At 35.0% G+C, this 15224-nt stretch carries 14 protein-coding genes; 7 read left to right on the forward strand and 7 right to left on the reverse strand.

The window, feature by feature from the left end; genetic code table 11:
- Positions 1-203: 203 nt before the first annotated feature.
- Positions 204-1700 (forward strand): M20/M25/M40 family metallo-hydrolase, encoded by a 1497-nt coding sequence (locus FB2170_RS00215; protein ID WP_013304470.1) that lies wholly within the window; start codon positions 204-206, stop codon positions 1698-1700.
- On the opposite strand, the gene FB2170_RS00220 is transcribed toward FB2170_RS00215, so the two are convergent.
- The 3 genes from FB2170_RS00220 to FB2170_RS00230 all read right to left on the reverse strand — a co-directional run bounded on the left by FB2170_RS00220 (position 1697) and on the right by FB2170_RS00230 (position 5976).
- Complete coding sequence (locus FB2170_RS00220; RefSeq protein ID WP_148232030.1) at positions 1697-2374, reverse strand: hypothetical protein; 678 nt, start codon at positions 2372-2374, stop codon at positions 1697-1699. The two genes, FB2170_RS00215 and FB2170_RS00220, sit on opposite strands and share 4 nt — an antisense overlap.
- A gap of 221 nt (positions 2375-2595) precedes the next feature.
- On the reverse strand, positions 2596-5139 hold the full coding sequence (locus FB2170_RS00225) for a phosphoenolpyruvate carboxylase (RefSeq protein ID WP_013304472.1): 2544 nt from the start codon (positions 5137-5139) through the stop codon (positions 2596-2598).
- Positions 5140-5316: 177 nt separating this feature from the next.
- On the reverse strand, positions 5317-5976 hold the full coding sequence (locus FB2170_RS00230) for a uracil-DNA glycosylase family protein (RefSeq protein ID WP_013304473.1): 660 nt from the start codon (positions 5974-5976) through the stop codon (positions 5317-5319).
- A 118-nt stretch (positions 5977-6094) separates the two neighbouring features.
- On the opposite strand from FB2170_RS00230, the gene FB2170_RS17120 reads away from it, so the two are divergent.
- Positions 6095-6223 carry a 30S ribosomal protein THX gene (locus FB2170_RS17120; protein WP_013304474.1) on the forward strand — a complete coding sequence of 43 codons (129 nt, stop codon included), beginning with the start codon at positions 6095-6097 and terminating at the stop codon, positions 6221-6223.
- A gap of 3 nt (positions 6224-6226) precedes the next feature.
- Here FB2170_RS17120 and yaaA read toward each other — a convergent pair whose 3' ends face one another.
- From yaaA to FB2170_RS00245, 3 genes are all read right to left on the reverse strand, one after another.
- Positions 6227-6988: a peroxide stress protein YaaA gene (gene yaaA / locus FB2170_RS00235; protein WP_013304475.1), complete on the reverse strand. Its 762-nt coding sequence runs from the start codon at positions 6986-6988 to the stop codon at positions 6227-6229.
- A 91-nt stretch (positions 6989-7079) separates the two neighbouring features.
- Positions 7080-8105 (reverse strand): RluA family pseudouridine synthase, encoded by a 1026-nt coding sequence (locus FB2170_RS00240; RefSeq protein WP_013304476.1) that lies wholly within the window; start codon positions 8103-8105, stop codon positions 7080-7082.
- 3 nt (positions 8106-8108) lie between these two features.
- A complete protein-coding gene (locus FB2170_RS00245) occupies positions 8109-8696 on the reverse strand; it encodes a PASTA domain-containing protein (RefSeq protein ID WP_013304477.1) in 588 nt (195 codons plus the stop codon).
- Between the two features lie 206 nt (positions 8697-8902).
- Between FB2170_RS00245 and FB2170_RS00250 the strand changes: the two genes are divergently transcribed.
- The 4 genes from FB2170_RS00250 (at position 8903) to FB2170_RS00265 (ending at position 13952) form a co-directional block, all read left to right on the forward strand.
- Positions 8903-9886: a D-alanine--D-alanine ligase gene (locus tag FB2170_RS00250; RefSeq protein WP_013304478.1), complete on the forward strand. Its 984-nt coding sequence runs from the start codon at positions 8903-8905 to the stop codon at positions 9884-9886.
- Between the two features lie 9 nt (positions 9887-9895).
- Positions 9896-10351 (forward strand): pantetheine-phosphate adenylyltransferase, encoded by a 456-nt coding sequence (coaD, locus tag FB2170_RS00255; protein WP_013304479.1) that lies wholly within the window; start codon positions 9896-9898, stop codon positions 10349-10351.
- A 210-nt stretch (positions 10352-10561) separates the two neighbouring features.
- Complete coding sequence (locus FB2170_RS00260) at positions 10562-13561, forward strand: PAS domain S-box protein (RefSeq protein ID WP_013304480.1); 3000 nt, start codon at positions 10562-10564, stop codon at positions 13559-13561.
- Positions 13548-13952 carry a two-component system response regulator gene (locus FB2170_RS00265; protein ID WP_013304481.1) on the forward strand — a complete coding sequence of 135 codons (405 nt, stop codon included), beginning with the start codon at positions 13548-13550 and terminating at the stop codon, positions 13950-13952. The genes FB2170_RS00260 and FB2170_RS00265 overlap by 14 nt, the downstream gene beginning before the upstream one ends.
- A gap of 28 nt (positions 13953-13980) precedes the next feature.
- Here the strand turns inward: FB2170_RS00265 and FB2170_RS00270 are convergent, their stop codons facing one another.
- The gene (locus FB2170_RS00270) at positions 13981-14568 is read right to left on the reverse strand and encodes an NUDIX hydrolase (RefSeq protein WP_013304482.1); all 588 of its coding nucleotides are present in this window, start codon (positions 14566-14568) and stop codon (positions 13981-13983) included.
- 7 nt (positions 14569-14575) lie between these two features.
- On the opposite strand from FB2170_RS00270, the gene pyrE reads away from it, so the two are divergent.
- On the forward strand, positions 14576-15217 hold the full coding sequence (pyrE, locus tag FB2170_RS00275; RefSeq protein WP_013304483.1) for an orotate phosphoribosyltransferase: 642 nt from the start codon (positions 14576-14578) through the stop codon (positions 15215-15217).
- Positions 15218-15224: the final 7 nt, after the last annotated feature.

The following is a 15224-nucleotide window of genomic DNA, read 5'->3' on the forward strand; positions in this document are numbered from 1 at the left end:
CCTTTCTTCCCTGAACCACATATTTGGGGAAAATTAAGATGGATTATTGGAGGAGCCAACGGGATGGGACCTATGGACTGGTTTGATGTTGTTTTTCATGGTTTACCCTTCATACTTTTATTTCGTTTACTAATTTTAAAGTTAATTGGCTTGCTAAAAAAATAGAAAACCCTACTTTTAAGATCTTATCTAACACATACGAAATGAAGAGACTTTTTGCCTTAATTCTATGCCTTAACTTTATTAATTCTTTTGCTCAAGACGCTACCCAATTAAAGTCAAAAGTCAGCAACACGATAAACGAACTTCGAGAATTTGTTGCAATCCCCAATGATGCCTTAGATCATGCGGACATTAATCGAAATATCACATGGTTAACCAACAAGTTCAATGAAAGAGGATTCAACTCTACTGTATTGCCAACTGAAGGTGAATCTTTGTTTTTTGCTGCCCTTCCTATGGAGGACAACAAACCAACCATTCTTTTCTATATGCATTTAGACGGGCAATCTGTGGACCCATCAAAATGGGACCAACCCAATCCGTATCAAGTAGTTTTAAAGTCCAAAGTAAAAGGTAATTGGGTAAAAAAACCTTTTGATAGTTTGGCAACAAACCTTAATTACGATTGGCGCTTATTTGGTAGGTCAACAGCCGATGACAAAGGCCCAATTGTTATGTTCCTAAATACTATTGACCTTTTAAAAGAAAACAATATCACCTTACCTTTTAATGTAAAGGTTATTCTGGATAGCGAAGAAGAAAAAAGCAGTAAACCGTTACCTAAGGCTGTTAAAGAATACCGTGATTTGCTAAAGGCTGATTTCTTGGTCATAAATGACGGCCCGGTTCATGTTTCTGGAAAACCTACCGTTATATATGGATGTAGAGGAATTACTTCATTAACATTAACTGCACACGGGCCCATAAAACCTCAACATAGCGGACATTACGGTAATTATGCCCCTAATCCTGGTTTTCAATTGGCACAAGTCTTGGCCACAATGAAAGATAGCGATGGTAAAGTTTTGATTGATGGTTACTATGATGGAATATCAATTGATGCCAAGACCATGGAAATCCTCAAAAGTGTTCCGGATAATGCTGAAATCATCAACGACAACCTTGCCGTAAAAACTCCTGAAAAAGTAGGTGCGTTTTATCAAGAAGCATTACAATACCCCTCTTTAAATATTAGAGGTCTGGGCTCAGGATGGATAGGTAGGAAAGCAAGAACCATTGTTCCAGAAAGCGCTACCGCAGAACTTGATTTACGCTTAGTTCCAGAATCTGATGGTAAACGTTTAAAAACTTTGGTAAAGAACCATATTAAAAACCAAGGATTTTACATAACTGACAAAACGCCAAGTAAAGAAGAACGAATGGCACATGATAGAATAATGACTATTACAGAAGGTTCGGTCACCAACGCCTTTAGAACAGATCTGAATAACCCCTATGGGGCGTTTCTGGTAAAAACATTGAATGATAAATTTGGAGAAGATGTGGTGCAAATTAGAATTATGGGTGGTACCGTACCCATAGCACCTTTTATAAATGAATTGAATGTTCCAGCATTTATTGTACCAATGGTCAACGCTGATAATAATCAGCATAGCCCAAATGAGAATCTTAAAATAAGTCAGATTGCATATGGCATCAAAGCTTTCTATGGGATTTTAAGTACTGCAGTAAACTAATTTCCTAAACCGGATTCCAAGAGGTCTTTGGCCTTCTTAATCAATATTTTATTCTGTTTATAGCTGGTTTTCGACATTCCTACGGACTCTTCTTCAATCTCCTTTAAAAGCGCACGTGCTTTATCAATAGAATCAATTCTTATATAGAATTTTGCGAGCTCTAGCCGCTCTTGATAACGTGAATAAGGAGCATCAAACTTGATTAAATACTCCTCAGCCAAGGCAATATCACCCGTTTTCTCCAAGGCAAGGGCATATAAAAATGAAGCTCTTGACTTTTTGAACTTTGGTGAATCTTTGATTGAACCAACATGTGATAAGACCTTTTCGAATTGTGATGAAAAATATAAGGTTTCAAGGAGTTGTGTATTTACATAATAGTCATTTTCAAATGTCCCTTGCAAGGAAGTCCGATAATGACCCTCTGCTTCATCGAACATTTTCGCTTTCAAATAGGCATCGGCAAGAGCAACTCTATTTTCAAAAGTTTCTGAAAACATTAATTTTTTTTCAAGGTCGGTTATTATTTTTGTCGGATTAATTACTGTGGTAATTTCTTCTTGGACCTTCTCAATATCCTGCTTCTGAAAAACATTCAAGAACAAGTATAGTATAGAACCGAGAGCTGGTAAAAACAGTATTACAAAAAACCAATAGTATTGGTTTTTATTCACGAAACAGTGATATAAGCAAAAACCTTGAAGCGCAACAATTAAGTAAAAGTACATGTGACTAATATAGTAACTTCTACGAATTCTGTAAGAGTTTTATAAATATATAATCTGAATAAATACCCATTATGTGAGCGCTATTTGAGTTTGACCAATTGAATTTAAAAGACAAGCGAATTGACCCAATCATTTTCAGAAAGAATCAACACCTTATATATTGAAACCTAAGCCGAATTCCTACTTGCGTTAATGTTACCATAAAGTGACCGTGTTACTATTTTTTCATACAATTCTTTGTATTCTGTTGATTGTCCTATTTTCTGTAAGGCATACTGTTGAATTACTAATAAGGGCAATACTATGTTCTCACGAATCTCAATAGACTCTCTAGAAATCGCCTCATTTTCCATCAATATATTCGAACCAGAAATCTGTAATAACATATCAATAGACAACTGATATTCCTCGTGAAGAATTTGCCAAAATTCACCATACTTCTGGTCTTCCTTCATATAACTTGTTAGCTCAAAATAACACTTGGTCAAAGACATCATACTATTGAGCATCAAAGCCTTAAAGAATGGAACTTCTTTATACATTTTTTTCAACTGGCGTAACTTTCCTGTTTCTTTTAAAGACTTAATGGCTGTACCAATTCCAAAATAACCAGGTACGTTTTGTTTTAATTGACTCCACGACCCCACAAAGGAAATAGCTCTTAGATCAGTTAATTCCAACTGCTTTTTATTACCTCGTTTTCCAGGTCTACTGCCTATATTGGCCTTTTGGTAATATTTAAGTGTACTTCGGTTTTCCAGATATGGAATAAACATTTCATGTTTTTTTAATGCATCATATTTGTTAAAACTCAATTCTGATAATTCCTCAAGTAACTTTCTATACTCTTTAGAGATTACATTTTCCTTCCCAAAAAGATTGTTGGATAACCCTGCTGTTAACAATTGTTCGCTGTTATGCATGAACTGTTCTTTAGTACCGTAGGTACTGGTAATTGTTTGGCCTTGAATTGTTAACTGAATTTCGTTATTGGCAATGTCCTTAGTTTGCGCAGCATAAAATCTATGTGTTTTACCACCTCCACGAGCTGGTGGTCCGCCGCGGCCATCAAAGAACAAAGCTTTTATATGTTGTTTTTTAGACACTTTTGAAAGGACTTCTTTTGTTTTCAAGATAGACCAGTTTGCCTTTAAATATCCACCATCTTTGGTACCATCAGAAAAGCCCAACATCATAGTCTGTTTATCACCCCGCCTTTCAAGATGCTCTCTATAAATAGGCAAATCATACAAATATTGCATGGTAGCCTCTGCATTGTCCATCCCCTTCATGGTTTCAAAAAGCGGTATAATATCAAATGTTATTTTGTTGGTTTTCCAACCACACCATCTAAATAGACCAAAAACAAAAAGTACAGAGAAAATATCCTCAGAATTACTGATAATATATCTGTTACAACCTTCTTCGCCATTCTTTTCTTGTATTGCGGCCAGCTGCGAAATATTCACAAGGGTATCTTTTATTGTGCCCTCATAATCATTGGAATTTACTTTCAGGTCTTTGTTAATTAATACTTTGACCAAATCTTCTTCGCTTAGTTCGCTTATATCTGCTATTATTATTTCGTTCTTCACCAATATCTCCTGTACAACCCTTATATGCATACTATGATCTTGGCGAATATCCAATGTGGCAAAGTGGGTCTTGAAAATTTTAACTTTATCAATAAAATGATCTAATTCGCTCAAATAAAGTCCGTGGTAATCATCGATTAAAAGCCCTCTAATATTGGAAAGGGTTTCAATGATATTTTCATATTTAACTATGGTTTCAGGATTGAACATAGCAGCATAGAATTTATCCCTTAATTCCCTTACATGTACCTGGAGTTCCTTGAAAGTCAATTTCTTTTGAAGCGTTTTGAGATCGTTGTAGTAGCACTTCATTAGACTAATACGAAGTTCATCAGAAACATTTCTCGTAATATCTGCAGTAACAAAAGGGTTCCCGTCTCGATCACCACCTGGCCAAAAACCAAGCTTCATGATATTATGGTTCTGAAAATCCTCATCATCAATGTTCTCTTTAATGTAAGAATATAGGTCACCCATGGCATCGTAATAAACATGTCTTAAAATGTAGATGATATTCTTGGCCTCATCAAGAGGTGTTGGCTTTTTACTGTTCATCAATGATGTTAGTCCCAATTGCTGTAGCGTGATATCTATATCATCAATTTTATTTTCTTCGATTAGCTCACGTAAATCACTCATTATATCCAAAACAGCAGGGGTATAGAACTGCGTTGGATGAGCTGTAAGCACGATTCTTGCACTAAATGAAGATAATTTTTCAGCAACTTTATCCCAACTTTTAGTCTTATTCACTAGTTGAAAATAATCTTTGATTGATAGTGATTCACTATGTTCCTGTAGCTTTGGAAATGCCGCATCCTCAACACTATCATATAAAACAACTTGACGTTCTACATATTGAATTATACGAAACATAAAATCTATACGATCCTTTTCATTTTCTATATTCACATAGTTCTGAAAGAAAGATTCCAAAATATCTTGCGGATTCAATCCTGATTTGAGTCCTTTCACAGATTGATGCAAAAGCAATGGCACAACCATTCCTACGTTTTCTATATTGCGATATGGCAGGTTCAAAAACAGGCTATTGTAAACATTGAATTTGTTGTTAACCGATTTCTTGAATTCCTCTAATCTTTCAGTTTTGTGCATGTGTTATGTACTAATATTCTTTAATTATTTCCAAGTAGAAAAAATCTCTTATGAGCCCAACAAATATCGTGAAATTACCTTAGCAAAGAATATCAAATTGTCCAAATAACAAAAATTGCCATAGAAAGTGCAAAACAAACATGTAGCAATTACACAAAACAGTACTGAAGCATTAAATCAAAAAAATGACATGTATTGCAACACCCTGAAATCAAATGTATTGAAGTTGGGGTTTTCGGCCTTTAATCTCTTGTATTCGTTTATGCTACCCACTGCCCTATTTGCAGCTCCGGAAGGAGCTGTGAGAGAAACTGTTCTGATAACTCTTGAACTGTCTGAAAGTTCAAATTGATGGATGCGAGGCACATCGTTATTAATCACATCCAGGCTAATATTATGTTTCTTCAACAGTTGCCTAAAGAAGTACTCTGGACCATTTTTACTGTTTCCGCCGGTAAAGAGTAGGGTCTTTACATTTGGCAAATCCTCTACATAAGAAAGAACATTGCGTAGCTTAATATTCCTCATTCCCAAGTCAGAGGCATCGACTTTCAACCGTTCTGCACTTTCAACTATATCACAAACACCAATTTTTCGAGTTCTAAGAAAGTTTTTTCGCTGATATATTGCCTCTTCGCTGGTTTCAAACAAAAGATTTAAATCAAAAATGCAATCAAGGATGGGCCACAATTGTCCGTCTCGACTCCCATAAGAAAAATCAACATCCCTTTTTTTCAATTCCTTGGTTGTGAATCTGGGAGGTGGCAGCGTACCAACTATAAGTTTGGTCACCTCCTCAAAAATAAATGGTTCATATGGGTGGGAATGTAGGAACAAAAAATTACCGTTATGTTATTTGCAATATAGGTAATAATACTTTTTGAAATACTACCGTAAATTGAATACATTTTTACGGACATATTTCGTAATTTTAAGAGAATCAAACAACTACATTATGGGAAAAGGCGATATCAAGACAAAAAGAGGTAAAATAGCCAATAAATCATACGGGGCAAGAAGGCCAAGAAAAGCAGTTAAAGAAGCGATTCCGGCCAAGAAAAAAAAGGCGAAAAAGAAAAAGTGATTTTTAGCGGATAAATACGGGTTGATTTTCCTTCAGGGTATGCTCCTTGCTGAACATATAGTCGTCAAGATTAAATCCTTTGATATCATCCAAAGACTTGGCATCATTTTCAATAATGTACCTGACCATTGAGCCACGGGCTTTCTTGGCAAAGAAACTAATGACTTTTAATTTATCATTCTTCCAATCCTTAAAAATAGGAGTAATAACAGGTACTTTTAAATTTTTTTCCTCAATGGCCCCAAAGTACTCATTGCTTGCCAAATTAATAAACAATTCTCCATCTTCAAGTTCAGCATTAAGGTAATCAGTCAATTGTTTTTTCCAAAATTCATAGAGGTTCTTTCTTCGGGCTATTTTTAATTGGGTTCCCATTTCTAGACGATAAGGCTGAATTAAATCCAAGGGTTTTAAAATTCCATATAAACCAGACAATATCCGCAATGTGTTTTGAAGTTGGTCTAGCTTCTCCTCAGGAATAGTGTAGGCATCCAGACCTTGATAAACATCGCCATTGAAGGCATAAACCGCTGGTCTGGCATTTTCAGGAGAGAACGGTACTGAAAATTTTTGGTTACGTTCCCAATTAAGCTCGGCCAAATTCTTTGAAATCCCCATTAGTTTAGACAATGCATTTGGCCTTTTCTTTGCCAAAACTTTATTCAACCTTTCGGATTGCTCAATAAAATGAGGTTGTGAATACCTTGAATTGGGCAATTCACTTTCAAAATTCAATGATTTTGCTGGGGATATAACAATTTTCATAGCTTGGTATTTGACTCAAAAATAATAAGGATCGAGCAACAATCCTAAAGGGTTACTACAGTTGTTTTTATAGGGATATAATGATTACCTATTACATACTATGTTTTGCATAATCCTTCCATTTATCAATACAAAGGCTCATATCTTCAGGAATTTCAGAATCAAATCGCATCATTTCACCGGAAACGGGATGAACAAAACCAAGCGTTTTCGCATGCAGTGCTTGTCTTGGTAGTATTTTAAAAGCATTATCAACAAATTGTTTGTATTTGGTAAAGGTTGTTCCTTTAAGCACTTTATCACCCCCATAGCGCTCATCATTGAACAAGGTGTGCCCTATATACTTCATATGTACTCTTATTTGGTGTGTACGACCAGTTTCCAACTTGCAAGAAACCAAAGTAACGTACCCAAGACGTTCTAAAACCCCATAATGTGTAACCGCCTCTTTTCCTTGTTCTCCTTCAGGAAAAACCTGCATTTGTAATCGGTTCTTGGGATTTCGCGCAATATTACCTTCAATTGTTCCGCTTTCATCTTCTACATTACCCCACACCAAAGCAACATATTCACGTTCCGAGGTTTTATCAAAAAACTGTTTAGCCAAATGGGTCATAGCAGCCTCCGTCTTGGCAACAACGAGTAAACCAGAGGTATCTTTATCAATTCGGTGTACCAGTCCTGGCCGGTCATTACTGTTTACAGGCAAATCTTTACTATGATATAAAAGTGCATTGATCAGAGTTCCAGTATAATTTCCATGACCTGGATGAACCACCATACCGGCAGGTTTGTTCACTACCAGTAACACATCATCTTCATAAACAATATCTAAAGGAATATTTTCCGGAGTTAGTAATAGCTCATATGGTGGGTGTTCAAACAATACTTTCACCTCATCACCAGCCTTTACCTTATAATTTTGTTTAACGATTTTTTCATTGACCCAAATATGGCCATCTTTTGCAGCCTGCTGAATTTTATTCCGAGTTGCATTTTCTATGAAGTTCATCAAAAATTTATCGACACGAAGGGGTTCTTGACCTTTAGATGCTATGAACTTATGATGTTCATAGAGTTCTTCGTCGTTGAGTTCTGGACCCATGGCGGACTCCATAATTTATTCAGAATCAGCTTTAATCTGGGCACGGGTGGTAATTGAGCCATTTCCACAGATTAATTCTATTTTCGAAGTTTTTGGAAGCTTATCCCCAGGCTTAACATACTTTCCTTTATACTTGATTTGGTATACCATGTCCTTGCCCAACTCATCAATATAACTAACCCGTTGTACATCCAACCCTACCGCTTTTAACATCGAGGATGCATTTCTTTGCGTTACCTGTATAATATTAGGAACTGTTACCTTTTTATAACCAGACGGATTTACAGTGAAATAAATCTTTCTGTTTTCCTTTACTTTGTTTCCAGCCTTTGGATCCTGTTCTATGATAGAAAATCTTGGATATTCTGGATTAAAATTAGCAGAATCAAGTACTTCATAACGCAATCCAGCATCCTCCACGGCCTGGCGCATATCCATTACCGACATCTTTGCAAAATCGGGAACTTCAACAAATTCACCGTGGTTGGTTGAACCGTTCAACCATCGTAAGGAGAGAAAAACCAAAAGCACAGATAAAACAAGAGCCAACCCTATTTGAATTAAAAATGTTTTGCTTCTCAAAAAATTGAAAAAATTCTTCATACGTTGTAATTGAGGCCACAAATATAGGAAATGAGTCAAAACAATAGAATGCAAGCCTCCCAAATGTTGGTTAAAGTAATGGGGTGTTCATCGATATTTATATTTAAATCCTAAAAAAATATAGAATATCAGAAGAAATAGATTGCTTTTTTCTTTACTTTGAATACTCAATATTCCTTTTAAACAAGAACTTTCAAGATTTGAATATGAAGAAAAAAGTGGCCATTATTATGGGTGGATACTCAAGTGAGTATAAAATATCTCTCAAAAGTGGAAATGTGGTTCATGATTATTTGGATAAAGAAAAATATGAGCGTTATAGAATTCACATATTTAAGCAAAAATGGGTGTATGTTGATGATGTCAATGCGGAACATGAGGTGAACAAGGATGATTTCTCTATTCAGGTCAACAATGAAAAGATTGTTTTTGATTGTGTTTTTAATGCCATTCATGGTACGCCAGGGGAAGATGGGCTAATGCAAGCTTATTTTGAATTGCTAGGTATTCCACAGACTTCCTGTGGTTATTACCAAGCTGCTTTAACCTTTAACAAAAGAGATTTATTAAGCGTTCTTAAACCTTATGGAATAAAATCCGCGCCATCATACTATCTAAATCTAGGTGATGAAATAAATGAAGATGCCATAATCGAACAAGTAGGGTTGCCATGTTTTGTAAAGGCCAATAAAGCGGGGAGTAGTTTTGGAATAAGTAAAGTGAATGAAAAGGATAGATTAAAAGAAGCCATTGAATTTGCCTATAAGGAAGATGATGAAATAATAATAGAAGGTTTCTTGGACGGAACCGAAGTTTCAGTCGGTGTAATCAAATACAAAGGGGAAACTAAGGTTCTACCGATAACAGAGATTGTTACTGAGAATGATTTTTTTGATTACGAAGCCAAGTATGAAGGTAAGTCACAGGAAATAACACCCGCCAGGATCAGTTCCCGACAAGAAAAAAACGTGATTCAAGCTGCAAAACGAGCTTATGACGTTCTGAAAATGACCGGATTTTCAAGAAGTGAGTTCATTTTTATAGGTGATGAACCGTTTATGTTAGAAATGAATACCACTCCAGGCCTTACAACAGAAAGTATATTACCTCAACAAGCTGGCGAAGCTGGAATTTCATTATCTGAATTGTTCGGAGGTGCTATTGAGGAAGTATTGCCCAAAAACCACTAAATTTACATCATGAGACGTGCTATTTTTCCAGGTTCCTTTGACCCTCTAACCCTAGGTCATCATGACATTATCTCTAGGGGCATTACCCTTTTTGATGAATTGATCATAGCGGTAGGTATTAATGCGGACAAGAAATATATGTTCACTTTAGATCAACGTCTTGGATTCATCAATGGTGCATTTAAAAATGAACCCAAAATAAAAGTAATGACCTATGAAGGACTTACTGTTGATTTTTGCGAAAAGATTGGCGCAGAATTTATTTTACGAGGTTTGAGAAATCCAGCAGATTTTGAATTCGAAAAAGCAATTGCCCATACAAATAGAAAATTATCTGAAATTGAGACCGTCTTTTTACTTACTTCTTCAGGCAAGTCATATATAAGCTCTTCAATAGTAAGGGATGTGATACGAAATGGTGGGAATTATTCAATTTTGGTTCCAGATAGTGTAAAGGTAAAATAGTCCAATCAACAGTTGTTATTAAATATATAAACACTTTCTCTAAAAGCTTTTTATTGGCTATTAAATTGTAATCATTTTCTCTCGTATAAACGTTATCGAATTCGTCTTCATACTGAATAAATAAGGTATCACAACTAGTATAGCCCTATTCACAACAAAGGTTAATGAATATTACAAAATACTTCTACTTTAGTAAGAAATATCTGTAATATGATAAAAAGAAGTCAAATAGATCCTAATAATTATTTAATAAAACAGCTGCCACAAGCAACTGCTTTTTTAAATAAAAAATTAGAAGTAGTACATGCTTCTGATCGGTGGATCAATGCTTTTGATTTCACAGACAGAAAGATTACAGGTAAGAAAATAAATCAACTTTTAGGAAAAAGCTTTGACAGTCATCAAAAAATTCTCAAAGAATGCCTAAAAGGAATTATCCATGAAGGCCGTATCGAAAACCATATTGATGAAAATAACGAGGAAAAATGGTTCGAATGGATCGATCTCCCCTGGTATGATGAAAAAGAAAATATCATTGGAGTCATCATACAAATAGAAGATGTAACCCAAAGAGTTTTAAATGATTTAAAACTAGCAAAACTTGAGGCACTCATAAATGTGCAGTCAGAAACGACAAAAACTGGGACATGGGAATATGATGCAGTAAAAGATTGCCTTCTTTGGTGCGATATTACCAAAGATATTCATGAGGTAAATACAAATTTTGAACCCAACATTGATACTGCCATTAATTATTATAAAAACGGTCATAGTCGAAATACAATATCCATGGCATTTGACTTAGCCATGAGAGAAGGCAAGTCCTGGAATGAAAAATTACAAATCATAACAGAAAAAGGCAATGAAATATGGGTAATTGCATCTGGTCAACCCGTTTTTAAGAATAATAAATTCATTGGCCTTATCGGCACATTCAAAGACATTAATGAACAAGTATTATCAGATATAAAAACCAGGGAAAGTGAACAACTACTTAAAACATTAATAGACAATCTTCCAATTAACATTTATGTCAAAGACATTAATTTACGGAAAATTTTAGTCAACAAGGCAGAATGTGAATTCAATGGGGCAAAAAATCCTGAAGAACTTTTAGGGAAAACAGATTTTGACTTTCTAGACAAAAAATCTGCTCAATTATCAGCTGATGAGGAGTACAAAGTGATGGACTCGCTTATACCTATATTAGCTAGAGAGGATATCTGTAAAACTAAAGATGGAAAAGAGACTCTCTTTTTGGGCTCAAAAATTCCACTTTTAAATGAAGATAATGAGGTAGCTGGTATAATCGGAATGTCTTTGGACATTACGGAAAAAAGGGATGCCGAAATAAAACTCGAAGAAAAAGACAGGTACTTCAGAAGCATTTTTAATTCCTCTTATCAATTTACAGGAATTCTTGACATCGATGGCACTCTTTTAGAAATCAATGACACTGCACTTGATTTTGCAAATAAAAAATTAGAAGACATAGTAGGTAAAAAATTCTGGGACGCCTATTGGTGGCCCATACCAGATTTTGTAAAAGGAGGGTTAAAACAGGTGGTGAAATCAGCTGCCAAAGGTGAATTCATGCGAAGTGAGATTAAAGTTCTAGACAAGGATAAAAATCCTATTCCGGTCGATTTTTCACTAAAGCCCATTTACAATGACAATAACAAAGTCGTTTCTCTGCTAGCTGAAGGTAGAATGATTACTGAAATGGTTGCAGCCAGAGACAAAATAAAAGAGAGCGAACAAAAATTTAGGACATTATATGTAATGTCACCGATTAGTTTCATTTTGTACGATTATGAAACTGGGAGAATTTTAGATTTCAACCCCTCTTTTGAAAATATTTCTGGATATGATAAAACAAATATTGATGAGATTGTTTTTTGGGATTTTCTAAAAAATACCAATAACCAAAACAAAGAGCAGATTAACCTCGAACTAGAAAACAATGGAGCTTTTGGCCCATTTGAAGAAAAAATCATCAATAAAGATGGTAAAGAATATTCAGTGATTATAAATAAATCATTGATCGTAAATAGAAAAGGAGAAAAATTAGTTTGGACAATAATTCAGGATATTTCTGAATCGGTGAAAAAAGAGCAGCAAATAAGAGAAGAACGAAAACTATTAAAAACACTGATTGACAATTTACCATTAAACGTATATATAAAGGATACCCAGTCAAGAAAAATTTTGGTCAATCAGGCAGAATGTGATTATCTGGGCGTGGACAGTGAGGAGGAACTCTTAGGGAAGAGTGATTTTGATTTATATGATAAGAAAACGGCTCAAGAATTTCGTAATGAGGACCTGGGGGTAATTAGTACCTTAAAACCAATACTTGGACAAGAGACCATTAAAAAGAAAAAAGACGGGACCATTAGTACTTTTCTAAGCTCTAAAATCCCTTTAAAAGGGGAAGACGGAAGTGTAACTGGATTAGTTGGAATTAGTCTAGACATATCTGAGTTAAAGCAAAAAGAGGAAGAACTTAGAGGTTTAATAAATGTTACCTCTTTACAAAACAAGAAACTTTTGGAATTTGCCCATATAGTTTCCCATAATTTAAGATCACACTCCGCAAATTTTTCTATGCTCTTAGAATTCTTGATCAATGAGAAAAATGAGACTGAGAGAAACAACATAATTAAAATGCTTGAAGATGCATCCAATAATTTACTTGAAACCTTAGAAAACCTTAATCAGGTTCTTGCAATTAGCACAAACATCAACTTAAAAAAGAAATCAATAAATCTGAATAAAAAAATAAATAAGGTAACGAATAAACTTGATGGGCTACTTAAGAAGAAAAAAGTAAAAATTTACAACAAAATTTCGGATGATGTTTACATACCTACCATCCCTACATATGTCGAAAGTATTTTGGTGAATTTTATTACCAACGCCATTAAATACAAATCCCCAAAGCGAGACCCGGTTATCAAATTAAGTACCGAAAGTAAAAATGGGTTTACCATTCTGAGCATTGAGGACAATGGACTTGGAATAGATTTAAAAAAATATGGTGATAAACTATTCGGAATGTACAAGACCTTCCACAATACCAATGGATCTAGAGGCATTGGACTTTACATCACGAAAAATCAAATAGAGGCAATGAACGGAAAAGTAACCGTATCAAGTACAGTTGGATCTGGAACAACATTTAATATTTATTTCAATGAAGAAAATTAATTCAATTTTTATAGTAGATGATGATCCAATTATGGTTTTCGGAATTCGGAAAATGCTTAATTCGATAGAATGTAATACCATTAGCACTTTCGGAAATGGTAAATTAGCCATTGATGGCATAAAAAAGGCAATGAATGACGGCAACCCTGTTCCCGAAATTATTTTCTTGGATATCAATATGCCAATTATGGATGGATGGCAATTCTTAGAAGATTTTGTAGAACTCCCTATAAAGGAAAAAGTCCGGATTAATATTGTGACTTCTTCAATCGACCCTATAGACCATCAAAATTGGGCGAATTATAATGAAAGAACACATCATATGATATCTTTCAACACTAAGCCTGTTAGCAGAGCCGAGATAATTGATATAACAAGACCTGTCGAATAAAACCCAAAAAGTTTGAAAGATTAAAATATCATTCCCCGAACAGAGATTTGATATTTACGTAAGAATTGGTAAGGGCTTTTTTTATTTTTTTTGGGCCTTTCCATTTTACCTTCTCTATTCCCTCACTTTTCTGCCCTTTCAATTCACCGTCGTAGGAGGTTTTCATGGCATACCAATGTACTTCTTTCAATTTAAACTGCCCATTGCGTTTAAAAATATGGTAAGTTGTTCTCAGAAAGTTTTCGATTTTAAGTTTTTTAACCCCAGTCTCTTCCTCAACTTCTCTAATGGCACACTCTTCAATTGTCTCTCCCTTATCAAGTTTTCCTTTCGGCAAATCCCATTTATCATTGCGGTAAATAAATAGAACCTTACCTTCTTTGTTTGTAACAACCCCCCCAGCTGCTACTACTCTCGGAATGTTTTTACAGAATTTTTTTAATAATTCCTCATGGTTGGGATGATAAATGTAAGCTTCATTTATCTTTTTCTTGGACAACAGACCAATGGCTTCCTGTATAGATTCCCCATTTAACAGAAAGTATTTGCTGTTGGTTATTTCAGATAGATTATTTGTTAAAATCAGAGGTAATTCTTTAACAAAAACTTTATACATTTGCTTAATGGTTTTAGACAAAAACACCGCAAAAAAAACTGCAGAGCTTCTATTGCAAATTAATGCAATTAAGTTGAATCCTGAAAATCCTTTTACTTGGGCTTCAGGATGGAAATCACCAATCTATTGTGACAATAGAATAATATTATCCTATACCATGATTCGCAATTTTGTACGCGAAGAAATGGCCAAACAGGTTGAAAATCTTTATGGTAAACCTGATGTCATAGCCGGTGTAGCCACTGGCGCCATTGGAATTGGGGCTTTGGTTGCTGATTATATGGGATTGCCTTTCATTTACGTACGACCAGAACCAAAATCTCATGGCAGACAAAACCAAATAGAGGGTTATTTAGAACCAAACCAAACTGTAGTTGTAATCGAGGATTTAATAAGTACTGGCAAAAGTAGTCTGAATGCTGTTGACGCACTTGAAGCTTCCCAAGCCAATATCAAAGGTATGCTTGCCATTTTTACTTATGGATTTGATGTGGCCGACGCAAATTTCGCTGAAAAAAAGCTTGAGTTACATACTTTATCTGATTATAACCATTTAATTGAACAAGCTTCGGAAACAGGCTATATAAAAGAAGAACAACTAAAAACATTGATGGAGTGGCGTAAAAAACCCTCAGAATGGCAACAATAATTAAAAC

It is taken from the genome of Maribacter sp. HTCC2170 (genome assembly GCF_000153165.2).
Taxonomy (GTDB): Bacteria; Bacteroidota; Bacteroidia; order Flavobacteriales; family Flavobacteriaceae; genus Maribacter_A.